The following is a 23,785-nucleotide window of genomic DNA, read 5'->3' on the forward strand; positions in this document are numbered from 1 at the left end:
CGTTCTTTTTGATCAATCGGATCATTTAGCTCAGTAAATGCATTTGCATGTTCACGTGCAACGATAAATAATTCGAAACGATCTGTGAATCGTGGATCTTCGTCATTCTTTTTCGCAAGTGGCGAAATTTCTACCGGATGACCGTAAATAAATGTTGGTTGGATTAATTTATCTTCTACTTTTTGTTCGAAGAATTCGTTTATAATATGACCAACTTCCATCGTATCCTTAATACCTACATTATGTTCTTTTGCAAGTTCACGCGCTTCTTCTACACTCATTGGATTCCAGAAATCTGCTCCTGAATGTTCCTTGATTGCATCTACCATATGAAGACGTGTCCATTCTGGTTCTAGATTAATTTCATAATCACCATATTGGATTGTTGTTGTACCTAGTACTCGCTTCGCAATATGAGCAACCATATTTTCTGTTAGTTTCATAATATCTTTATAATCAGCATACGCTTCATATAATTCAATCATTGTAAACTCTGGATTATGACGAGTTGATACACCCTCATTACGGAATACACGACCGATTTCATAAACTTTTTCTAATCCACCCACAATAAGGCGTTTTAAATGAAGTTCAATTGCGATACGCATGTATAATTCCATATCTAACGCATTATGGTGCGTAATGAAAGGACGCGCAGAAGCTCCACCTGCAATTGCATGCATCATAGGTGTTTCCACTTCAAGATAACCATTGTCATCTAAGTATCTTCTCATTTCACGAATGATTTTACTGCGAGTAACGAATGTTTCACGGCTTTCCATACTTGTGATTAAGTCTAAGTAACGTTGACGGTAGCGTTGTTCAACATCTTTTAATCCATGATATTTATCCGGTAATGGACGAAGAGATTTCGTTAATAGTGTGAAGCCCGTTGCTTTCACTGAAAGTTCTCCAACGTTCGTTTTGAACACTTTACCTTCAATACCTACTAAATCACCTAAATCTGCTGTTTTAAATAATTCGTACTCTTCATCTCCAACAGCATCTTTACGAACATAAATTTGAACTTGTCCATGTAAATCTTGAATATGTGCAAATCCAGCTTTTCCTTTACCGCGTTTTGTCATAATACGACCAGCGATAGAAACAGAGATTTCTTTCTCTTCTAATTCTTCTTTAGAGAACTCTCCATATAAGCTTAATAAGTCATTTGTTGCATTTGTACGTTCAAATCGTTTACCGAACGGATCGATTCCTTGCTCACGTAAGTTATGTAACTTTTCACGACGAACAAGCAATTGGTCGTTTAATTCTTCGTGGTTCATGTTATCCATGGTATTGATATCACTCCAGCTCTATTAATTTTTACAATATATACAGTATAGCATTTTCTACTCAACTAGAAAAACTGCCAGCAACTAGCTGGCAGTTCTTCTTTCTTTCACGTAATTATAGGAAGTGTATAGAAGAATGTCAATCTTCCCTATCTATTATTAACCAACGTGAATTGTTTGTTGTTTCGCTTCTACTTCTTCTACAAATGCACCTAATACATTCGCAAGGTCCTCACGCGTATTACAAGCATTGATACCATTACGTACAGTTGCATTACCACGAACACCCTTTAAATACCAAGCTGCATGCTTTCTCATCTCTCTTACAGCGACATTTTCGTTCTTTAAATCGATAAGACGATCCAGATGCAACATACATACGTCAATTTTCTCACGCACTGTCGGTTCCGGCATTAATTCACCTGTTTCCAAATACTTTACCGTACGATAAATCATCCACGGGTCCCCAAGGGCAGCGCGACCAATCATAACACCGTCTACACCAATTTCATCAAGCATACGCTTTGCATCTTGTGGCGTTTCGACATCACCATTTCCGATAACCGGGATATTTACAGCTTGCTTTACTTGTTTAATAATATCCCAATCCGCTTTCCCTTCATACATTTGTACTCGTGTACGTCCATGAACTGCTACTGCTTGTCCGCCAGCACGCTCAACAGCTTTTGCATTCTCAATTGCAAAAATATGATCTGCATCCCAACCAATACGCATCTTAACTGTAACCGGCTTTTCAACAGCATCTACAACTGCCGCTACCATTTCATATATTTTATTTGGGTCTAAAAGCCACTTTGCTCCCGCGTCACACTTAATGATTTTCGGTACTGGGCAACCCATATTAATATCAATAATGTCTGCTGTCGTATATTTATCTACGTATTTCGCAGCATCTACAAGAGTTTTTTTCTCTCCACCAAAAATTTGTAAACTTAATGGCTTTTCTCTTTCGTCAATATATAACATATCTAATGTTCTTTTGTTATTAAGTAATATCGCTTTATCACTTACCATTTCAGCACAAACTAAACCTGCACCAAATTCTTTTACTGTCAAACGGAATGCAGAGTTACACACTCCCGCCATCGGTGCTAATACAACCGGGTTTTTCATCTCAATATTTGCAATCTTTAACACTCGACTTACTCCTTCCTTCATAGTCACTTCGGCATTAATTCCTCCACTGAAACCTTTAATGCCTTAGCAACTTCCACTACAAAATCTTGGGAAGGCGATCGATTCCCTCTCTCAACTTCACCTAAAACAGATACAGATACCCCTAACTCTTTCGCAAAACCTTCTTGTGTATAACCTTTTAGCTTTCGAAAAGCACGAATGCGTCTTCCCCATTTTTCTGCTTCCATACCGTTACTCCCTCTCGCCTTTTCATTTCTTCTACTTGTGAACGTGAAATGTTTTGTTTTATATCTTGATTAATCTCTAACAACGGAACGATAACAAAAGCTCTTTCGAACATCCGCGGATGCGGAACAATAAGATTCTCTGCTTCAATATTTTCTTGATTATATAGTAAAATGTCAAGGTCGATGGTCCTCGGACCCCATCTGATTTCCCTTTTTCTTCCTAAATCATTCTCTACTCTTTGTGTAATTTTCAATAGTTCTTGCGGTGATAAATTGGTAGAAATTTTTATAACTAAATTTAAAAAGCAACTTTGGTCAGTATAGCCAACTGGCTCTGTTTCATATACAGATGAAATATCGTTAACTTGGATATACGGGTTTTTGTTTAAAAACTGAATCGCTTCAGTTAAATACGTATAACGTTCTCCGATATTTGAACCTAATGCAATGTAAGCTATATTATTCATGGACGTTCTCTCGTAATTTCCACTGCTACAGCACGATAATGCCCAGGTATCGGCGGATCTGGTTTAATTACTTTAATTGTACAACGGAAAATACTCTCATATTGTTTCAATATATCTGCAGCAATATTTTCAGCGATACTCTCTACAAGCTTATACGTTCTATCTTCAACAACTTTTCTACATAACTCGAAAAGCTCTCCATAATTGACAGAATGCTCTAAGTCATCACTTTCTCCTGCCTGTTTCAAATCCAACTCCACCGTTAAGTCCACTTTAAATCTCTGACCCAATTTATTTTCCTCTGGGAATACACCATGATAACCGTAAAACTCCATATCATGAACATAAATTTTATCCAATTACTTTACCCCCTTACCAATCATCGCATCCATCATCTTAGCCATACGTGCCATTTCCTTCACATCATGAACACGAACAAACTCACAGCCCTTTTCAATGCCAAGACAAACGGTAGCTCCCGTTCCCTCAAGACGTTCCTCTACCGGTAAATCTAACACATGTCCAATAAAGGACTTTCTTGAAGTACCTAAGAGAACTGGATAACCCAATACGTTTAACTGTTCTAAATTACGCATCGCTTCTAAATTTTGTTCAGGTGTTTTAGCAAAACCGATGCCTGGGTCTAAAATGATATTCTCATCTCGCACACCAGCATCTTTAGCAATTTTAATACTGTCATATAAATCAGCAATCATATCAGCCATTAAATTGCGGTAATTCATGTTATCTCGATTATGCATCAAGATAATAGGTACATCGTAATGAGCTGCAACTTCAGCGATTTTCGGTTCCGCCTTCGCTCCCCAAACGTCATTAATAATATGAGCGCCCGCTTCGATTGCTTGTTTTGCAACTTCAGCTTTATACGTGTCGATAGAAATAGGCAATTTCACTTCTTTTGCAACCGCCTGAATCATCGGAACAACTCGCTTGATTTCTTCTTCCACTGATACTTTAGCAAAACCCGGGCGAGTAGATTCACCGCCGATATCAATAATATGAGCACCTTCATCTCGCATTTCTTTCGCATGGCGCACCGCAGCCTCTATCTCGTTGTAACTCCCACCATCGGAAAACGAATCTGGTGTTACATTTAAAATCCCCATAATTAAAGTTTTTTCATTTAAGTTCAATGTATATTCGCCGCAGCGCAAATCATAATCCCACTTCAAACTACACATCTCCTCTTCACAATTCATTTCTGCTCCACAATTTCTCTCTCTGCATTTCGTAAAGATTCATAAACCTTTTTGTAACCATACCTACTTTACCCGGGAAATCTCGTCCCTCTATATGATAAAGTGGAACAATTTCTTGAATCGAGTTCGTTACGAAAACTTCATCAGCTGAAAGTAATTCATCTTTTGTAAAGAAACCTTCCTTTACTTCGATGCCCAGCTCTTCAGCAACCTTTATAATAAACGCACGAGTGATACCATTTAAAATCCCTGTTTTTAACGAAGGTGTATACAAAATATCACCTTTCACGAAAAAGAGATTCGAAACAATACCCTCTGCAACATAACCTGTTTCAGTAAGGAAAATACCTTCCTTATTCACAACATTTCCAATTTCACGTTTTCCTAAAATGTTATTTAAATAATGATGAGACTTTAAGCGAGACGCACCCTCTGGTGTATTTCGCACTTGTTTTAAAACAACCCCTTCTTTTTCCACTACATCTCCCGGGGCTGCTAAAGGTTTTATAAAAACAATAACAGACGGCTCTTCATACATTTCCGTTTGCAATCCAATTTCATCTATACCCGCTGATACATTAAAACGTACATATGCATGCTCTAATTCATTCTTAACGAGTAAATTCTTCAAAATAAGCAGTACTTCATCTTTCGTCATTGTCCATTTAATTTGCAATGTATCCAGCGCATCTATTAAACGGTCATAATGATCATCCAATAAGAAAGGATGACCATTATAAATACGAAATGTCTCAAAAACTCCAAGACCATATAAATAACCATGATCATAAGGAGAAATTCTCGCTTCACTTGCTTCTACATACTCACCATTTACATAAATTAACACGATGTCACACTTGGGCTGTATTTACGAATGAAATTCTGCAACAACTCTTTCCCGTGGGAAGTCATAATTGATTCTGGATGGAACTGTACACCTTCAATCGGTAATGTTGTATGACGGAGCGCCATAATTTCCCCTTCTTCTGTCCAAGATGTTACCTCTAAGCAATCAGGTAACGTCTCTTTCTTAACGATAAGGGAATGATAACGTGTCGCAGTAAACGGATTAGGGATATCCGAAAAAATCGTCTTTCCGTCATGATGCATAAGCGACGTTTTCCCATGCATTAAGCGCTCCGCACGTATAACCTCTCCGCCAAACACTTGTGCAATGGATTGATGTCCAAGACAAACCCCAAAAATCGGAATCTTTCCAGCAAAGTATTGAATAACCTCCATACTAATACCTGCTTCATTAGGACTACACGGACCTGGTGAAATCATTAACAAATCTGGTTTCATATTCTCAATATCTGAAATAGTCACTTCATCGTTACGTTTAACAACAAGCTCTTGTCCAAGTTCTCCAAGAAACTGCACTAAATTAAATGTAAAAGAATCATAATTATCAATCATTAATATCATTTCTCTCACCTAACCGTTTCTTCGCTACGTTCTTTTGCACGCCATAAAGCAATCGCCTTTTTTAACGACTCTTTATATTCATTTTCCGGATTCGAATCAATTACAATTCCCGCCCCTGCTTGTACATGTGCTTTTCCATCTTTAGCAAGCAGTGTTCTAATTACAATATTCAATTCTGTATCTCCAGAATAACCGATCCACCCGATTGAACCTGTATAAATCCCTCGGCGAACAGGTTCTAATTCTTCAATAATTTCCATCGTACGTATTTTCGGGGCACCAGTAATTGTTCCCCCAGGGAATACAGCCTTCACTAAATCAAAAGCATCTTTATCTTCTTCCACCTCACCACGCACATTAGAAACAATATGCATAACATGTGAGTATTTCTCGATTATCATAAATTCATCTACTTCTACAGTGCCATATTTACAAACACGCCCTAAATCATTTCGTTCTAAATCCACAAGCATGACGTGCTCTGCTCTTTCTTTTTCGTTCTCAATTAATTCTTTTGCTAATTCTTCATCCTCTTGCTCATTCGCCCCTCTAGATCTCGTTCCAGCAATCGGTCTTGTACTTACTTCGGTTCCCTCTTTCTTAATTAGCAACTCTGGCGATCCACTAACAATTTGAAAATCCCCGAGCTCCAAGTAACCCATATATGGAGATGGATTAATCTCACGAAGACTTGTATAGATTTCTAGTGGGTGTGTTTGTAACGTTCTTTCTTGCCTTGTCGACAAGTTTACTTGGAACACATCACCAGCCCCAATATATTCTTGAATACATTCAACCGCCTTCATAAAGCTTTCTTCTGTAAAAGCAACTGTTTCACTTTTCTCTTCAGGGCATGCAAAAGGTATATTCACTTCTGGCGCTTCTGTCGCCCAAAGAATCTTCCATTCATTTAATCGCTCTTTTGCCTCTTCATGCTTATCTACATAATGTGTAATAATCCATAATACTTTTTCTTTTTGATCATACACAAACACATCATCAAATAATAAAAAGAATATATCAGGTATATTAATGTCATCCTCCGCATGGGAAGGGAGTTTTTCAATATAACGGATGCAATCATAACTAAAGTAACCAATTGCACCACCTTGAAATGGAGGGTATTCCGGATTATAGTCCGTTTTCCATCGCTCCATATATTCCTGCATTAAATCTAATGGGTTTCCTTGTTTTATTGTTTCCTTACCACTTTCGCTTATATGTAACGTTTCACCCTTCCCTCGGATTACCGCTACTGGGTTCAACCCCACAATGTTATAACGACCGCCACGTCCACTCTCTAACAAAATATGTTGCGGTTTATCCTTAGAAAGAAATTTATACTGCTTAAAGAAATCTAACTGATATGGAATAGAAAGCGCTAAAGATTTTCTTCGTTGCATATCAACACCCCGTCTTCTTTTATCCCACCCTCTTAGATTAACCACCTCAAACTACATTCGTTATATATATAAAGTGGTTATACTCGAAGGCTAGTGAAAATAAATTAATTATACTACCTCTTATTTTACATGAAGTTTTCTAGTCATTCACTCTTTTCCTATTTCCAATCCAAAAAGAAAAAGCATCCTTTTTCAAGGATGCTTTTTCAATCACATATAATTAAGACTCAAATTGATACAGCGGTGTACTTAAATAACGTTCACCGTTACTTGGGATAATAACAAGTACCTTTTTCCCTTTACCTAACTTTTTCGCAATTTCTGTTGCTGCATAAATAACTGCTCCAGAAGAGATACCCACTAAAATACCTTCCTCTTTAGCCACTCTTCTTGCATATTCAAATGCTTGCTCTGCTTTTACTTGAACAATTTCATCATATACCTCTACATCCAATGTCTCTGGGATGAATCCCGCCCCAATTCCTTGGATTTTATGTGGACCCGGTTTCCCACCAGATAGTACTGGTGAATCCGCAGGTTCTACTGCATAAATTTTAATATCTTTATACGCTTCCTTCAGTACTTCACCAGCACCAGTAATCGTTCCACCTGTACCAATACCTGCAATAAACGCATCTAATTGGTCACCCATTTGTTCAACAATTTCTGGCCCTGTTGTTAAACGATGAATTTCTGGATTCGATTGGTTTTTGAACTGTTGTGGTATAAAGTATCCATGCTCTTTTGCTAATTCAGTCGCTTGACGAATCGCTCCACCCATTCCTTCAGGCCCTGGAGTCAATACTAATTCTGCACCGTAAGCACGTAACAAATTACGACGCTCAATACTCATTGTTTCTGGCATTACTAAAATTGCCTTATATCCTTTAGCGGCCGCTACCATCGCTAAACCAATTCCTGTGTTACCACTTGTCGGCTCAATGATTGTATCGCCTTCTTTTAATAATCCTTTTTTTTCAGCATCTTCAATCATAGCTAATGCAATACGATCTTTAACACTGCTCCCTGGATTCATAAATTCTAATTTTAAGTATATATCTGCGCTGTTTGATTCTACGATGCGGTTCAACTTAACGATCGGCGTTTTCCCGATTAATTCTGAAACTGATTGTGCCACTCGCATTCCTGTCACTCCTAACACCGAGTATTTTTATTGGTTTTATCTATATTTAGATTTTGTCAGAAAATTCCCTTTTTGTCAATCTATTTAGAGGACGGATTCCCTCACTTCCCTTATTACAAACTCTCAATTAAATTTGTAATATCTTCTTTAGAGAACTTGTATCGCTCATTACAGAAATGACAATGAACTTCTGTCTCTTCTTCTTCTTCACGAATTTGCTCTAACTCTGTTTTACCCAAACTAATTAACACACTCTCAATACGTTCGCGTGAGCATGTGCAATTAAATTGAACATCCATCACTTCTAATACTTTTACTTTATCTTCTTCAAGAACTGCATACAGTAACTCTTCTGGAGAAAGCCCTTGTTCGATTAACGTTGATACAGGAGGAATCTTCTGCAAACGATCTTCAATGAATGAAATTGTTTCTTCCTGTGCACCTGGCATAATTTGAAGGATAAATCCACCTGCCGCTAATACGCTGTCATCTCCATTTACAAGAACGCCGACTCCTACAGAAGAAGGTGTTTGCTCAGAAACTGCAAAATAATACGTGAAGTCTTCCCCTAATTCTCCTGAAACAATTGGAGATTGACCAATAAACGGCTCACGCATACCAATATCTTTAATTACTGTTACAAATCCTTCAGTACCTACCGCTTGATATACACGTAATTTCCCTTGTTCCGTTCCTTCAAAATCAACATGTGGATTCGTTACATAACCACGTACATCCCCATTCGCATGAGCATCTACTAAGATGGGACCAATCGGACCATTACCTTCTACCTTAATCGTTAACTTTTGGTCACCTTTTAACATCGCGCCCATCATTGTACCTGCAGTTAAAGAACGACCAAGTGCCGCTGAAGCTGTTCTCCATGTATCATGACGTCTTTGCGCCTCACTTACTGTGTTTGTAGTACGTACACTATATGCACGCACTTCCCCATCAAACGCTAACGCTTTTACTAAATAATCTTTCATACTCATTTATTCACCTTTCTCATGCTGTAAATTTGCATTACGCTCGTATAACATATACAAACCCTTTAATGTTAAAAATGGATCTACAACGTCAATTACATTCGATTCTTCTGAAATTAATTTCGCCAATCCACCTGTTGCGATAACTTTCGGTTCTTGTTTAGCTTCCTCTTTCATACGCTTAACAATACCTTCCACTTGTCCAACATAACCATAAAGAATACCAGATTGCATCGCACTTACCGTATTCTTTCCAACAACACTGCTTGGTTTTGTAATTTCAATACGAGGAAGTTTTGCCGCTCTACTATATAAAGCCTCTGCTGAAATCATAATTCCCGGCGTAATAACTCCACCCATATAATGCTTTTCTTCGTTAATATAACAATATGTAGTAGCCGTACCGAAATCGACAATAATAAGCGGACTTCCATATAAGTGGATTCCTGCTACTGCATTTACAATTCGGTCCGCGCCTACTTCACGTGGATTTTCATATTTAATATTTAGCCCCGTTTTTATTCCAGGACCTACTACAAGCGGTTTAATTTTAAAATACTTTTCACACATGCGCTCTAAAGCAAACATAATTGGTGGTACGACTGAAGACACGATAATACCTTTCACATCTTCAAACGAAAGACCTTCATGCTCAAGCAACTGCTTTACAAGCATTCCATATTCATCTTCTGTCTTATGACGATCTGTTTCCATGCGCCAATGTTGACGAAGTTCCCCCTCTTCAAACACGCCTAGCACAGCATTTGTGTTCCCTACATCCAATACAAAAATCATATTCTCACCACTTATCTTATTTAATCTATATTTGTGCAATATGTATAAAACTTATAAAAACATCATATCACACATACTTATATAATCAGCTTTTCTATCCTCATCATTTTACAAAAAGATTACACTCTATTTCAATTTTTAATACCAGATTTACTTAAATTTTTTTCTACTTCATTTCGTTCCACAAATAAAAAAAGGAGTGACCATCGTCACTCCTTCATCTCTTACTTATCTTCTGATTCTTCATCGTCCTTCTTCATATTGATGTTTACTTTCACATCATCTGAAGATGTTGGACGCTCTGGCAATCTGCCGTAATCATATAAATGATTGATTTGCTCTGCATCTAACGTTTCTACTTCAAGTAACGTTTTCGCAATAATATCTAGCTTATCACGTTTTTCAGTAAGAATTTGTTTCGCGCGAGCATAACATTCTTTTATAATAGTTTGCATTTCCACATCGATTTCATGTGCAATTGCATCACTGTAGTTTTGTTCTGAATGGAAGTCTCTTCCTAAGAACACTTGACCACCTTGTGAGCTACCGAATTGCATCGGTCCAAGCTTATCACTCATACCGAATTCCGTAACCATACGTCTTGCAATACCAGTCGCACGTTGGAAGTCGTTGTGAGCACCTGTACTTGCTTCACCAAACACAATCTCTTCAGCTACTCGACCACCAAGTAAACCAGTGATTTTATCAAGTAACTCTGGTTTTGTCATGAAGTAACGATCTTCTTTCGGAAGCATTACTGCATATCCACCAGCTTGACCACGAGGGACAATTGTTACTTTATGAACGATATCTGCTTCATCAAGGACAACACCAATTACAGTATGGCCAGCTTCATGGAATGCAACGATATTACGTTCTTTTTCAGAGATAACACGACTTTTCTTAGCTGGACCTGCAATAACACGATCCGTTGCTTCATCAATATCACTCATATCAATTTTCTTCTTATCTTGACGCGCAGCCACTAAAGCAGCTTCGTTTAATAAGTTTTCAAGATCCGCACCAGAGAACCCCGGTGTACGAGTTGCAATTGCTCTTAAGTTGATATGATCATCAAGCGGTTTATTACGAGCATGTACTTTCAGCACAGCTTCACGGCCATTTACATCTGGACGATCTACTGTAATTTGACGGTCAAAACGACCTGGACGTAATAACGCTGGATCAAGAATATCAGGACGGTTTGTTGCAGCGATGATAATAATACCTTCGTTTGCACCGAATCCATCCATTTCAACAAGTAATTGGTTCAACGTTTGCTCACGCTCATCATGGCCACCACCAAGACCTGCGCCACGTTGACGTCCTACTGCATCAATTTCATCAATGAAAATGATACAAGGAGCATTTTTCTTTGCATTTTCGAATAAATCACGTACACGTGATGCACCGACACCGACGAACATCTCTACGAAATCAGAACCACTGATAGAGAAGAATGGAACGCCTGCCTCACCTGCAACGGCACGTGCTAGTAAAGTTTTACCTGTACCTGGAGGTCCTACTAATAGAACACCCTTCGGAATACGGGCACCAACTTCAGCGAACTTACGAGGATCTTTCAAGAATTCAACTACCTCAACAAGCTCTTGTTTCTCTTCATCCGCTCCAGCAACATCTCTGAAACGAACTTTTTTCTTTTCGTCATTATATAACTTCGCCTTACTTTTCCCGAAGTTCATAACACGGCTACCGCCGCCCTGAGCCTGGTTTAATAAGAAGAAGAATAAAATGAAGATAATGACAAACGGAATGATAGAAGTAAAGAACGTTACCCAAGCACTTGTTTCTTCTGCTGGTTGATACTTAACTTCAGCACCTTGCGCTTTGTCATTAATTTTCTTTTGTAATTCCTCAGTATTTGGTGCATAAGTAACAAATTGTTCTCCTTGGCTAGAGTTGTTAAATTGTCCTTTTACCTCAAATACACCATTTTTCGGTTGAAGTTGCACATTACGCACTTCACCTTTTTCTAGTTTAGTAATGAATTTATCGTAGCTAACTGATGTCGTTTTTTGTGTCGAACCATTAAAATAGCTCACGATTCCAATTACTACTAGGAATATCAGTAAATAAAAGATGGTATTACGGAAGATACGATTCATTCCTAACCTCCTCTCACGGCATAAACACTATAGTAAATCGTAACATAGAAAAACTTTCCTATACAATTGTGACGCCTGTATTTAATTAATTTGAGTAAACACTTGGTTTTAATACTCCTACATAAGGAAGATTACGGTACTGCTCTTTATAATCTAATCCATACCCTACAACAAATTCATGTGGAACAGTAAACCCAACATAATCCGCTTTCAAATCTACCTTACGGCCTGTCGGCTTATCTAATAACGTAACAATTTTTACAGACTTCGCTTTACGATATTTGAATAGGTCTACTAAGTAACTTAGCGTAAGACCGCTATCAATAATATCTTCAACGATTAAAATATCGCGACCCTCTACAGAAGTATCAAGGTCTTTTAAAATTTTCACTTCGCCTGTTGAAACAGTAGAGTGACCGTAACTAGATACAGCCATAAAATCCATTTCAAGATATGTATCTGTTCTCTTTAATAAATCTGCCATGAATGGCATTGCGCCCTTTAATACACCAATCGCAAGAGGTATTGTATTTTTATAATCCTCTGCAATAACCGCACCTAATTCGCGCACCTTTTCTTGTATTTGTTCTTCAGAAATTAATACTTTTTCGATATCTTGATTCATCATTTCATTATCCTCCCGGAAGACTCCTTGCTTTTGTAGTGAATAATCATATATTTATCCTTCTTTGCCGTCTCTTTCGAGATAGCAAACGCAGATCGCTTCAACAAGGGTACCCAAATAATATTCCCACTTGCATCACAAACGACCGGCCATTCTTCTCTTTTTTCTCTTGGTACTTTTGCTTCAATAAAAATAGTTTTTATCTTTTTTGTGCCATTCATACCTTGTATTGACATGCGATCTCCATTTTCTCTAGAACGAATACGAAGTGGATATGATATATCATTATACTTAGCAACAAATACTGTTTCATTCATGTTACTTGGTATATCTTCGCTCACCTCTGTTACAAGCTTATCCCCGTTCGATAGCGTAATTGTCCCGGGCACTGATAAATCTTGTAAAAAAGGAGAAACAATTTCTTGTTTAAATCCAAAGCTGCACTCCTCGTATGCACGAACAATTTTTAAATCACCTGGGAAATCAAGTGAACCCGAAGGTTGTGTCCGCTTAAAAAACTCGATCACTTTGTCAATATGTATAGAGGAAAGAGAAGATGGAATCTTATATTCATAAAGATAGTTTAATATTAGTTGAATCCCTCTTCTTTGTAAAGGCATAGACATGGATTCAAAGGCAGGAATTGATAAGCTAATTTGTTTATCACTTTTTTTTGTAATTACTTTATTCATTTTCTCAAAAGCTAATTCCTGCAAATACGCCTCATCCTCTTGCATCTGCATGCTAAATTTTTGGAATTTCTCATGCACTTGTGAATTTTCTTCTTTCAAATGAGGAAGAACATATTTACGTAATCGATTCCTTGTATATACTTCCTTTTTATTACTTGGATCTATACGGGGAATTATTTTTAGCTTATTACAGTAATCAACAATCTCTTCCTTCGTTACTCCAAGTAACGGCCTAATTAAATATCCATTATGAAAAGGACGCTTCACTGCAATTCCTGCATATCCTTTCGGAGTACTCCCTCGTACAAGGCGCATTAAAATCGTCTCTACTTGATCATCACCATGATGTCCAAGAGCTACATATCTCGCATCATATTTCTTCATTATTCTTTCCAAAAATGCATATCTGCATTCTCTAGCAGCAACCTGTGCATTCATTCCATGTTGCTGTTGATATTGCGACACATTAATCCTTATCGTTTCGCAAATAACTCCCAGCCCTTTACAAAGGTCCTGCACAAACTGTAGGTCCTCATGAGATTCATCACCTCTAAACATATGGTCCACATGTGCCACTACAATTTCGAACTGTTTTGCTGCTCTTTTTTCTAACAAATAATATAGAAGAGCCAAAGAGTCAGGACCACCAGAAACCCCTACAACAATTGTTGAACGTTCCTTTAATACATCATGCTGCTTTACAAAGTCATCTACCTTTTCAACAAATGTATCTTTCAACTTCGTAATCACCTTTCATTAAACAAGAACAGCAACGTTAGTTACCTTGTTTATAATGGTACAACTTTTACAAACATTGTGCAAAAAAAAGATATACAAAAATTACATTTTTATCTTACATCATCCGTACATATTCACAAAAATAATAACATTATCTTTTAAAGTAAAAAAACCTAGGCATCCACCTAGGTTTTTAGAAAGCAACAGTGATAAAGAAACATCACACTTAAAATTTATTGTGCCTGCATTCCTACAATTGGAATCGTAGCCCACTTCGGCATATTTTTCTTCACTTTCGCCACAACGATAGTCATATCGTCATTTATATAACCATCACAAGAGCGAATCACCTCTTCCATAATGATATCAGCAATTTCTTGCGGATCTTCGGTTTGTAATTCTTTAATTTTTCGTTTCATCCATAGTTCATGATTTTCTACATGTTGCGCTCCCTCGAAAATCCCATCGCTCATCATAATAAGGATATCGCCCGTTTTTAATTGTTCACCTACTACATCAACTTCAACATCCTCAATAATCCCCATCGGCAAATTACTTGCCTCAATTTTCAAAATATTATTCGCGCGTTTAACAAAACTCGGCGTCGATCCAATCTTTAAAAATTTCGCACTCGCATCCCGCAAATCCACCATAGCTAAATCTAACGTCGTAAACATCTCTTCTGTTGTTCTTAAAGAAAGAATAGAATTGATAGATTTAATTGCTATTTCCTCATCAATGCCTGATTGAAGTATTTTTTGTAATAATTTTACCGTTTCTTTACTCTCCATATGAGCTCTTTGCCCATTTCCCATACCATCACTAATTGCAAGTGCATATTTACCAACACTTAAATCCATCATCGCATAAGAGTCACCAGAAACAAACCCACCGCCTTTTGCAGCTGTGGCCAACCCAGTATCAAGAGAATACGTTTTTGCCGAACCAAATGATATTAAGCTGTGGCCGTTCGGATAAGAAGATTTTTCTTCATGTTTAACAACAATATTTTCCTTTAGAATGTCAGAAAGCATCGGCGCAACTAACTTTTCACATTCTCCATGTTCATTAGATGCAACTGGAATCAACATTTCAATATCAATACTTCCTCTATCTAAACAATATATATCAACATGCTCTACTTCTACGCCAAAATCACGAAACGCTTGCATAATCTGTTCTTCCTGCACTTGATGATTTTCTCGTTCTCTTTGGATCTCCTTAGCAAAATCCTCCATAACTTTTGATACACCTAATAGTTGCTCCGCTACTATTCTACGGTTTTCTTTCATTTGTTTTCGTAATTTTTGTCCTTCATAGAAGTGATCTAATTCACCCGCTACTAAATCCGTCACTTTCTTCCCTCTCACACAATGCTTGTCCCATTCACGAACTAACTTCCGATTATGCTGCAACGTCCCCTCTTCCGTTTCACTCATTATTTGTTTCATATAATCGTACGTTTTGTCGAAATTAACTACCCAGCATTGGTCCTTTTTAAAGCATGTTTGACATGTTTTTGCAGTAATTGTACTTAAGAACAAATCCGCCTCTGTCTCTTTATCGTCCTCCTCCACATATCCATATACAGAAAAGCTATTAGATAAAGCAGCAAATACATTGGCAAATTGATTAATTTTATTCGCTGTAACATCACGCATCCTTCTTAAATACTGTTGTTGATCTTGCGAATGTTCCTGTGTGCCTGGCATGAATTTAGCAATACGATCCATAACAAGTTTCGGTGTTAATAAGAAGAACACAATCGCCACACCAGATTCAATTAAAGTTGTCACAATGTTTGTTTGCTTATCTACATATAGCGTAATCAAGCTTGTCCCAATTAATAAACCTAAACTAACACCTAAACGCTTCCCTTCTTTTAACAAACCACCAAGCAACCCAGAAAAAGCAAGTAGACTAAGTTGAGACAAACTGGAGACATTCGCTAAACTTAATATTAATCCAGTGACGACCCCCACTGTAGATCCTGTAGCAGCCCCCGCGATAAATGCAAACACAAGCACTAAATACCTAGTAAAAATATGTTGAATAGAAGCGTCATATACAAACCAATCTGTTGTACCTGTTAAAACAGATGCTAGTAATATAATTAAACAAACGATTTCTTCTGTCTCTAGCGCTTGTTGCTTACCTTTTCGTTCCACTAAAAGCGGAACACTTTGTAAAAATATCATAGTTAATACGAAGCTAAGCCCTGCCTCAATCGTACTAACGAGTAAATCGTACATGGTGACAGTTTGTTGCGCGAAATATACGACAACTAAATGTGCGGTTAATGCGGAGATAAATACTTGGAATGGAACAAGTCCAACAGTTTTACGTGTAAACCGACTAAAGAAGATATTATAAATGAAGAATGTAAAAATAGATGCAAAGGTAAAGAATAAATTATCTATCGAAACTGAAAGGGCGCCCCCCATAAGAGCCAAGAACGCGAGCGGCATTTTATCCCGCTTCATAACATAAACAGCAGCAAAAAACGGCAGTGCAAACGGTAAAATGTTTGTTAATATATATGCTCGTCCCAAAAGAAAACCAATAACAACAATAATAAATCCCCATCTAAAGAAAACCTGTTCAAACTTCATTCGCAACTTACTCGTCCACTTTACTGCTCCAAGCTGACTCTCATTTATTGCCAATGCACTTGTATTCATAGTATTCCTTCCTGCTTTAGGCATATTTTTAACACCACCTGCATAGTTTAATTACTGTCATTATAAAAGATGATTATTGGGATTTTTGTCAAAACAACAGTTTTCACTTTTATAATCGTTCGACTTTTTATTCGAAATAACTCTACATATATACACGGTATGTAATTTATTCCCGCTACTTTAATTGAACATTCAGAAAATATAGGGTGATTTTGTAGAAGTGTTGTATGTCTTAATTTATTTAATAAAAAAAGATCATGCAAATTTGCATGATCTTTTTAGGATGACCCGTACGGGATTCGAACCCGTGTTACCGCCGTGAAAGGGCGGTGTCTTAACCACTTGACCAACGGGCCGTTAAATTAAATATAGCGGCGGAGGGGATCGAACCCCCGACCTCACGGGTATGAACCGTACGCTCTAGCCAGCTGAGCTACACCGCCATGTCGTCTTATTTAACGGACAATTAGTATCTTACCTCAGATATATTTTAAAGTCAACACATCTTGAAAACTTTTTTAAAAATATATTTTCACATATAAAAAAGCACCCCGAGCAATCGCCCTGGGTACCTCTCTATATGCTAAGAATTAAACGTTCTTATTATCCGCGACGTGCGCCACGGCCACCACGTTTAGATTCTGTGTTACGCTTTAAAGAAGTTAAACGATCTTCACTGTCCTTTAAGAAACGTGCCATCTTTTGCTCGAATGTTTCTTTTGGAGCTCGTTCGTTACCGCCGCCACGGTTATCTCTGTTGAAAGAACGATTACGTTGTGGACGTCCAGAACGTTGTTGATCGCCACCGCCACCGCGTTGGTATTCACCACGTGGACGATCTCCTTCTGTTTTTTCGCGCTCTTTCGCTTTTTTAATAGATAGACCGATCTTACCATCTTTTTCAACGTTAATAACTTTTACTTCTACTTGGTCGCCCACTTTTAAGTGATCGTTAATATCTTTCACATAATTATCAGCAACTTCACTAATATGAACAAGACCCGTTAAGCCTTCTGGCAGCTCCACAAAAGCCCCAAAATTTGTAATACCTGTTACTTTACCCTGTAACTTGCTGCCTACCTCGATTGACATAAAAAAAATGCTCCTCCTTAGTGGTTAAAAAGTCAAATTTTACTTTATTATATATAATCCTAAAATATAGTGTCAATAAGACATACTCTACTTAGAAACAGGAAAAATTATCTCCCCTTTTCCAGAGAAGAAATAATCCCTTCTAGCAATCTTTAATACGTACTCTTCATCATTTAACTTTTGAACTTCGTCTTTTAGACTTTTTTCTTTATTCGTTAATGAATCCAGTTCTTTTTTCATGTCCTTAACTTTTGCTTCTTTTGCTCTAATGGAACTGTTTTGTTGATAAAACGTTACACTAATACTCGCAATAATTGTAAAAGCAAAGACAAGAAAAACCGCTAAACGGCGATAAAGTCGCTTCCTGTTCTCATCCGTTTGTATTATATGCTCTTTAACAGGATTTGGACTCTGTTTTTCGATTGTTCTTTGTCTCAGTTCCCTCATTTCCGAGGTCCCCCTAACTTCTTTTTTATACGCTCCCATAATTGGAAGATGTGTCCCTTCAATTTTGCTATATATTGCAGGAACCCTACATGTTTCATTATAAAAAGTTTAACACGATTAGGGAGAAGTTTCCATATGAGCGAAGCAATAAATCGAACAGGCCAGAAAAAAACTTTCCATATGAAAAGTAATATCCAAATCACCATTTTCCATAACACATGTCCAATTGAAAGCAGTATACGAAATAAGAATAATATAAATGCAATAAATAGCTGCGCTATAATAATAACAGGTTTTATCATGAGTAGCTTTATAATTTGAACAAAAAAGTGTGTTGTTCGCATAAAAATATAGATGAGAAAATTTAACAGTCTCATGTATATTGCTTTCAATAAGCTTTGATATGCCGCAAAACCACATAATAATGCCAAAAATACATATATACGTAGTTCAGCTTCATTTACAAGAAGCAATACATAAAAAACGAATAATGCTTGGACAATCCAAAATAGTATATCATGTATAAATACAAGCCAACGTTTACGTTCTTGCCGCTTTAAAAATCGTTGGTATGTATCTAAAGACGCTCCAATCCAAGCACCCATTCCGATCATTGAGAGCATCGTATACAACTGAATTGTTAGGCTCATTTAAACAACTTACTAAAGAATCCTTTAGTTTTCTCCCCTTGATTCTCATCAATATACAGCATCTCATGAACTTTCCCTTTAATCGATACAACACCTTTTTCTACATCTAAATTTTTCATTTGCAAATTTTGACCACGAATTGTTAAAAAACCCATTACGGTCTCAAGTAAAAACTCCTCGCTATCAAAACTCTCTACCTGCTTTACACCGGTAATATCAATTACACGCCTGCCACGCATAATAATATCATGCTCTACCGAAACATTTTGTTGATTAGAAGACGTAGGTGAGTAACCATTATTCACGTAAATCCCCCCATAGATTTATACTAGCTAATAGTAATGTATGAAGGGATAATTGATTTTAGAACAAGCCTTCTTCAGCCTTTACTTTTTCTTCACGAACTAAACTATACATATTTGTTGCATCTTCTTTTTTAGTCGTTTCTTTCAATTCGTTTATTTTTACAGTTACTATTTTTTGACCAAAACGAATTGTTAATTCATCAGCTACTTTCACATCTGAACTCGCTTTTGCCACTTGACCATTAATTGATATTCTTCCTTGATCAGCTACTTCTTTCGCTAATGTTCTTCTTTTAATTAAACGTGATACTTTTAAAAACTTATCTAGACGCATATCAAATCCCCCTATTAACGCTCTGTTTGTTTTGCCTCTTCCCATAAAACATCTAACTGCTCTAATGATAAATCTTGTATCTCTTTATTCATTTCAGCTACCTTTTCTTCCATGTATAAGAAACGACCGACGAATTTCTCATTCGTTGAACGTAACGCTTCTTCGGGATCTATTTTATAATGACGAGCTATATTCACAAACGCAAATAGTAAATCGCCAAATTCACCTAACATTTTCGCCTCATCCATATTTGTAACTTCTTGCTGGAACTCTTGCCATTCTTCTAAGGCTTTCTCTATCATCGGTTGTACATCAACCCAATCGAAACCAACTTTGCCAGCTTTTTTCTGGATTTCATAGGCGCGTAGTAATTGTGGCAACCTTTTTGGAACCCCATTTAAAACAGATTCTTTCACGAATCCTTTTTCTTGTTTTTTAATTTCTTCCCAATTGGCAATTACTTCGTCAGCATTATTTACATCCGTATTCCCAAATACATGCGGATGGCGGCGAACCATTTTCTCAGATAAAGTTTGAATAATATCATCTATAGAGAACCAACCTTCGTCCTCCCCAATTTGAGCATGCAACATAACTTGTAATAATATATCACCCAGTTCTTCTACTAAGTGATCATCATCCTCTTCATCAATCGCTTCCAACACTTCATAAGCTTCCTCAATTAAATACTTCTTTAAAGATTGATGTGTTTGCTTTTTATCCCACGGACAACCATTCGGTCCACGAAGGTCTGCAATAATTTCTCTAAGCACATCAAACTGTTGATACAAGGACGCACGTTCTTTAACTGGTGGTACATATACACTCGTTAAATTGTTCAACTCTGTTTCATGATCTAACATGTACAACGGCACCTTTTTAACTTGTTCAAATGAAGTCCCTGCAGCTGTTACAATATACACTTCATAATCATCTGATAGCATCTCCATTAATGTTAATTTCACATCAGATGCAACGAATGCGTCATATACTTGGCAAAAGATTAAATGTTGACGTAATTCTAATTGTCCTCTTTCAAATGATGTGGCGTCAATTAATTGGAATCCTTCAATCGGATCAATCTTTAAACTCGCAAACATAGGATCAAGGAAACTTTGTCCACCTTCAATGCGCACTTCAACATTCGCTACTTCGCCTTTTTCCAACAATAGCTGAACTGTTCTTTCCGCTACAAGCGGATGCCCTGGCACGGCATAGATGATTTCTGTGCCTTCAGCTTGTTCTAGCAATGTATTCGCGATTGTTTCATATACAATTTCAAATGTATCATGCGCTTCATATACATCGTCAAAGGCTGTATATTGTATACCTTCTTTCTCCAACTCTTCTATAACGGGATGTTCCTTCGTTCTAACAAACATGTGATCTGCTTCTTTTATTTTTCGATATACACCCATCGTTAACTGATCTAACTCACCAGCACCTAATCCTAAAATAGTAATGATTCCACTCACAACCTGCCACCTCTATCCACTCTTCTTCAATGAACCTTCTTTTTTCTCTTTTTTCATAACGGTTCCTATTTCCGCTTTTGTAAATACACGTAATTTTAAAATTAAAAACACATATGTTAATCCACCGATAGCTACACCTAAAAATGCCTCAAGTGTTGCAATTCCTCTATGCCTTGTATCAATTACTAATCCAGACAGTTGCATCACACGTATAAATATTATTAATACAAACCCCATACCGATACCACTAATAACTACACCTAACATATTCCGCTTATCGATAAGCGATTCGGATACAGCTTGCATAAGTAATGCACTATTTAGCACAGAAATTACAATTAACGCAACTAGTGTTGCAATTGCAGCTCCCTTCACACCAAAATACGGCATTAATGTATAATTTAAAGCTAACTTTAAACAACCCCCAAATATAACGAATATTGCTGGTTTTAATGTTTGTCCTAACCCCTGCAAAATAGACGCAGTTGTAATCGACAATGAACTAAATAAAATAGATAAAGATAAAATGGATAAAACATCTGACCCATCACTATTTTCAAACAACATAATATTCGTAGGCTGAATAATACAAGTTAATCCAATGGCAGCTGCAAATCCAATAACAAATGTTATTTTCATTGCTAACTTTACCTTTTCTCGAATAAAGGAAAGATCTCCTCTTTCCTTCGCCGCTGTAATAATTGGAATAAGCGACAATGAGAAAGAAGTTGTCACGACAGTACCTAATTGCATAAGCGGGATACTTCTGTCATAAACACCTTTTAATACCTTTGCACTTTCAGCTTGCTCTCCTGCCCCAATAAGTAAGGAATAGAAGGAAATAGAATCAGCCATTTGTATAAAAATAAGTACTAAGTTACTAACACAAATCGCCAATCCCTGCCAAAACAGAATTTTAATGATCCTCTTTTTTCCCTTAATTCTCTTTACACTCTTGAAAAATATAGAACGAAAGTCATGACGCATATAAAGTACAAGTACGATAATCCCAATCAGTCCACCTGCGATTGAACCTAACATAGCACCTGCACCGACTGTATATAAATCAAATCCGCGAGCAATTAGGAATAGAGATAAAAATACAATAATAGAAACACGAATCGTTTGTTCTATCACTTGCGAAACAGCTGTTGGCATCATATTATTGAATCCCTGAAAATATCCTCTTGCTACAGATAAAAACGGCATCAATATGAATGAAAATGAAATAACACGTAATAACTTATCTAAGTGTATATCGCCCATGGCTGTTGCAATTGCTTCGGCACCAAAAAACAATGTAAAAAAGCCTACGAAACCAATTCCTAATAAAAACCAAAAAGATACACAGATAATTTCTTCTGCTTCTTGTTGTTTCCCTCGCTCTAATCGTTCCGCAACCATTTTTGAAATTATAATGGGGAACCCATAAGTAGCTAAAATTAAACAAAATCCATAAAACGGATAAATTTGTTGGTAAATATAAAAACCAATATCACCCGCTATATTTTGATATGGAATACGGTAAAAAGCGCTTAATACCTTTGTAACAAAACTTGCGATTGTTAATATAATAGCCCCACGCCAAAAGGCTTGATACTTCTTCGATTCCATACAAGAAAACTCCTTTTTCTATTCTCACCCCTCGTATTATATCATAAAGAAAAGGACAAGCTTCCTTGCCTACACGAGTAATAATACGTTCGCGCAACGATAGAAATGTTCAACGAAAAAAGGTAGCAAAGCGCTACCTTCATTCAATATACATATATCTCCAAATATTTGATTTCTCAAGAAGAAATATCATAATTAGGAAAGATTGCTACTTCTCAAATTCGATATAGCCTTACTGCTCCATTTGTTTCGCTAAAAAGCTTGCAGCTGTATTTACTGACTTATGCTCTACTTCACTTATAATAGCCTCTTTAGAGAAGATAACAACAGCTCCAATTGGATCCCCATTCGCAACAATCGGGCCAATTGTATAGGAACTCACTTTTTCTGTTACTCCATCAATAATTGAAATTTCGCTTTCATCTGTCATAATTACAGACTTACGCTCTTCCATTGTCTTCTCAATTAAATCGCCAACACTTTTATTTAAGTATTCTTTTTTAGATACACCTGCTACTGCGATAATAGAATCACGATCGCATACAAGCACATTATGTCCTAAGCTATCGTATAAAGCTTCCGTATATTCCTTTGCAAAATTACCTAGTTCACTAATTGGAGAATATTTTTTCAAAATCACTTCTCCATCGCGATCAACAAATATTTCTAGTGGGTCTCCTTCTCGAATACGTAAAGTTCTACGAATTTCCTTCGGGATTACTACCCTACCTAAATCATCAATTCGACGTACGATTCCAGTTGCTTTCATTCTAATGCTGCCTCACTTTCTACTGATGATCAAAGTGGTGAATTTACCTGTTCATGTAAAAATCACCAACTGTTAGACATAGTATTTTACACATTAGTTCTTCTATGCACG

At 37.0% G+C, this 23,785-nt stretch carries 24 protein-coding genes and 2 tRNA genes (1 of these 26 only partly in view); all 26 read right to left on the bottom strand.

The window, feature by feature from the left end; genetic code table 11:
• Positions 1-1,295, bottom strand: the 5' portion of a protein-coding gene (lysS, locus tag MNO09_RS30520) for a lysine--tRNA ligase (RefSeq protein WP_000369674.1). Its footprint begins 205 nt before the window's first position; 1,295 of the gene's 1,500 nt are visible here — the first part of the coding sequence; it begins with the start codon at positions 1,293-1,295; the stop codon falls past the left edge of the window.
• Between the two features lie 159 nt (positions 1,296-1,454).
• On the bottom strand, positions 1,455-2,453 hold the full coding sequence (gene dusB, locus MNO09_RS30525; protein ID WP_140399201.1) for a tRNA dihydrouridine synthase DusB: 999 nt from the start codon (positions 2,451-2,453) through the stop codon (positions 1,455-1,457).
• 23 nt (positions 2,454-2,476) lie between these two features.
• Entirely contained in the window at positions 2,477-2,680 is a 204-nt protein-coding gene (locus MNO09_RS30530; RefSeq protein ID WP_000387029.1) for a helix-turn-helix domain-containing protein, read from the bottom strand.
• Positions 2,632-3,147 carry a 2-amino-4-hydroxy-6-hydroxymethyldihydropteridine diphosphokinase gene (folK, locus tag MNO09_RS30535; protein ID WP_001059453.1) on the bottom strand — a complete coding sequence of 172 codons (516 nt, stop codon included), beginning with the start codon at positions 3,145-3,147 and terminating at the stop codon, positions 2,632-2,634. The genes MNO09_RS30530 and folK overlap by 49 nt, the downstream gene beginning before the upstream one ends.
• Positions 3,144-3,506 carry a dihydroneopterin aldolase gene (gene folB, locus MNO09_RS30540; protein WP_000358076.1) on the bottom strand — a complete coding sequence of 121 codons (363 nt, stop codon included), beginning with the start codon at positions 3,504-3,506 and terminating at the stop codon, positions 3,144-3,146. Before folB ends, folK begins: the two co-directional genes overlap by 4 nt.
• Positions 3,507-4,367: a dihydropteroate synthase gene (folP, locus tag MNO09_RS30545; RefSeq protein WP_002096157.1), complete on the bottom strand. Its 861-nt coding sequence runs from the start codon at positions 4,365-4,367 to the stop codon at positions 3,507-3,509. It abuts the gene before it with no gap.
• Positions 4,357-5,214: an aminodeoxychorismate lyase gene (pabC, locus tag MNO09_RS30550; protein ID WP_088106786.1), complete on the bottom strand. Its 858-nt coding sequence runs from the start codon at positions 5,212-5,214 to the stop codon at positions 4,357-4,359. Before pabC ends, folP begins: the two co-directional genes overlap by 11 nt.
• Positions 5,208-5,795, bottom strand: a complete 588-nt coding sequence (pabA, locus tag MNO09_RS30555; protein ID WP_000602305.1) for an aminodeoxychorismate/anthranilate synthase component II — start codon at positions 5,793-5,795, stop codon at positions 5,208-5,210. Before pabA ends, pabC begins: the two co-directional genes overlap by 7 nt.
• A 5-nt stretch (positions 5,796-5,800) precedes the next feature.
• A complete protein-coding gene (gene pabB, locus MNO09_RS30560) occupies positions 5,801-7,198 on the bottom strand; it encodes an aminodeoxychorismate synthase component I (RefSeq protein WP_001189682.1) in 1,398 nt (465 codons plus the stop codon).
• 220 nt (positions 7,199-7,418) lie between these two features.
• Complete coding sequence (cysK, locus tag MNO09_RS30565) at positions 7,419-8,342, bottom strand: cysteine synthase A (RefSeq protein WP_001261726.1); 924 nt, start codon at positions 8,340-8,342, stop codon at positions 7,419-7,421.
• A gap of 113 nt (positions 8,343-8,455) precedes the next feature.
• Complete coding sequence (hslO, locus tag MNO09_RS30570; RefSeq protein WP_033657699.1) at positions 8,456-9,331, bottom strand: redox-regulated molecular chaperone HslO; 876 nt, start codon at positions 9,329-9,331, stop codon at positions 8,456-8,458.
• Positions 9,332-9,337: 6 nt separating this feature from the next.
• A complete protein-coding gene (locus MNO09_RS30575; protein ID WP_000578367.1) occupies positions 9,338-10,126 on the bottom strand; it encodes a type III pantothenate kinase in 789 nt (262 codons plus the stop codon).
• A 224-nt stretch (positions 10,127-10,350) separates the two neighbouring features.
• A complete protein-coding gene (gene ftsH / locus MNO09_RS30580) occupies positions 10,351-12,252 on the bottom strand; it encodes an ATP-dependent zinc metalloprotease FtsH (protein WP_001079657.1) in 1,902 nt (633 codons plus the stop codon).
• Positions 12,253-12,337: 85 nt separating this feature from the next.
• On the bottom strand, positions 12,338-12,880 hold the full coding sequence (hpt, locus tag MNO09_RS30585; RefSeq protein ID WP_000981845.1) for a hypoxanthine phosphoribosyltransferase: 543 nt from the start codon (positions 12,878-12,880) through the stop codon (positions 12,338-12,340).
• Positions 12,877-14,307 carry a tRNA lysidine(34) synthetase TilS gene (gene tilS, locus MNO09_RS30590; protein WP_000655444.1) on the bottom strand — a complete coding sequence of 477 codons (1,431 nt, stop codon included), beginning with the start codon at positions 14,305-14,307 and terminating at the stop codon, positions 12,877-12,879. Before tilS ends, hpt begins: the two co-directional genes overlap by 4 nt.
• Before the next feature lie 233 nt (positions 14,308-14,540).
• A complete protein-coding gene (gene spoIIE, locus MNO09_RS30595; RefSeq protein ID WP_001123525.1) occupies positions 14,541-17,012 on the bottom strand; it encodes a stage II sporulation protein E in 2,472 nt (823 codons plus the stop codon).
• A gap of 260 nt (positions 17,013-17,272) precedes the next feature.
• Positions 17,273-17,344 (bottom strand) — tRNA-Glu (locus tag MNO09_RS30600).
• 13 nt (positions 17,345-17,357) lie between these two features.
• A tRNA-Met gene (locus MNO09_RS30605) sits at positions 17,358-17,431 on the bottom strand.
• 160 nt (positions 17,432-17,591) lie between these two features.
• Entirely contained in the window at positions 17,592-18,080 is a 489-nt protein-coding gene (locus tag MNO09_RS30610; protein ID WP_000021454.1) for a S1 domain-containing RNA-binding protein, read from the bottom strand.
• Between the two features lie 87 nt (positions 18,081-18,167).
• Entirely contained in the window at positions 18,168-18,527 is a 360-nt protein-coding gene (gene divIC, locus MNO09_RS30615) for a cell division protein DivIC (protein ID WP_001208737.1), read from the bottom strand.
• Positions 18,524-19,177: a spore cortex biosynthesis protein YabQ gene (gene yabQ, locus MNO09_RS30620; protein ID WP_000059766.1), complete on the bottom strand. Its 654-nt coding sequence runs from the start codon at positions 19,175-19,177 to the stop codon at positions 18,524-18,526. The genes divIC and yabQ overlap by 4 nt, the downstream gene beginning before the upstream one ends.
• On the bottom strand, positions 19,174-19,482 hold the full coding sequence (yabP, locus tag MNO09_RS30625; protein ID WP_001059106.1) for a sporulation protein YabP: 309 nt from the start codon (positions 19,480-19,482) through the stop codon (positions 19,174-19,176). Before yabP ends, yabQ begins: the two co-directional genes overlap by 4 nt.
• A gap of 58 nt (positions 19,483-19,540) precedes the next feature.
• A complete protein-coding gene (locus MNO09_RS30630; RefSeq protein WP_001234878.1) occupies positions 19,541-19,816 on the bottom strand; it encodes an RNA-binding S4 domain-containing protein in 276 nt (91 codons plus the stop codon).
• A gap of 14 nt (positions 19,817-19,830) precedes the next feature.
• Positions 19,831-21,291, bottom strand: coding sequence for a bifunctional methyltransferase/pyrophosphohydrolase YabN (gene yabN / locus MNO09_RS30635; RefSeq protein ID WP_241950080.1), 1,461 nt, complete (start codon positions 21,289-21,291; stop codon positions 19,831-19,833).
• Positions 21,292-21,303: 12 nt separating this feature from the next.
• The gene (locus MNO09_RS30640; protein WP_070169267.1) at positions 21,304-22,905 is read right to left on the bottom strand and encodes a putative polysaccharide biosynthesis protein; all 1,602 of its coding nucleotides are present in this window, start codon (positions 22,903-22,905) and stop codon (positions 21,304-21,306) included.
• Between the two features lie 232 nt (positions 22,906-23,137).
• Positions 23,138-23,674, bottom strand: coding sequence for a stage V sporulation protein T (spoVT, locus tag MNO09_RS30645; protein WP_000648312.1), 537 nt, complete (start codon positions 23,672-23,674; stop codon positions 23,138-23,140).
• Positions 23,675-23,785: the final 111 nt, after the last annotated feature.

This window comes from Bacillus sp. N5-665 (assembly GCF_022637375.2).
GTDB lineage: Bacteria > Bacillota > Bacilli > Bacillales > Bacillaceae_G > Bacillus_A > Bacillus_A wiedmannii.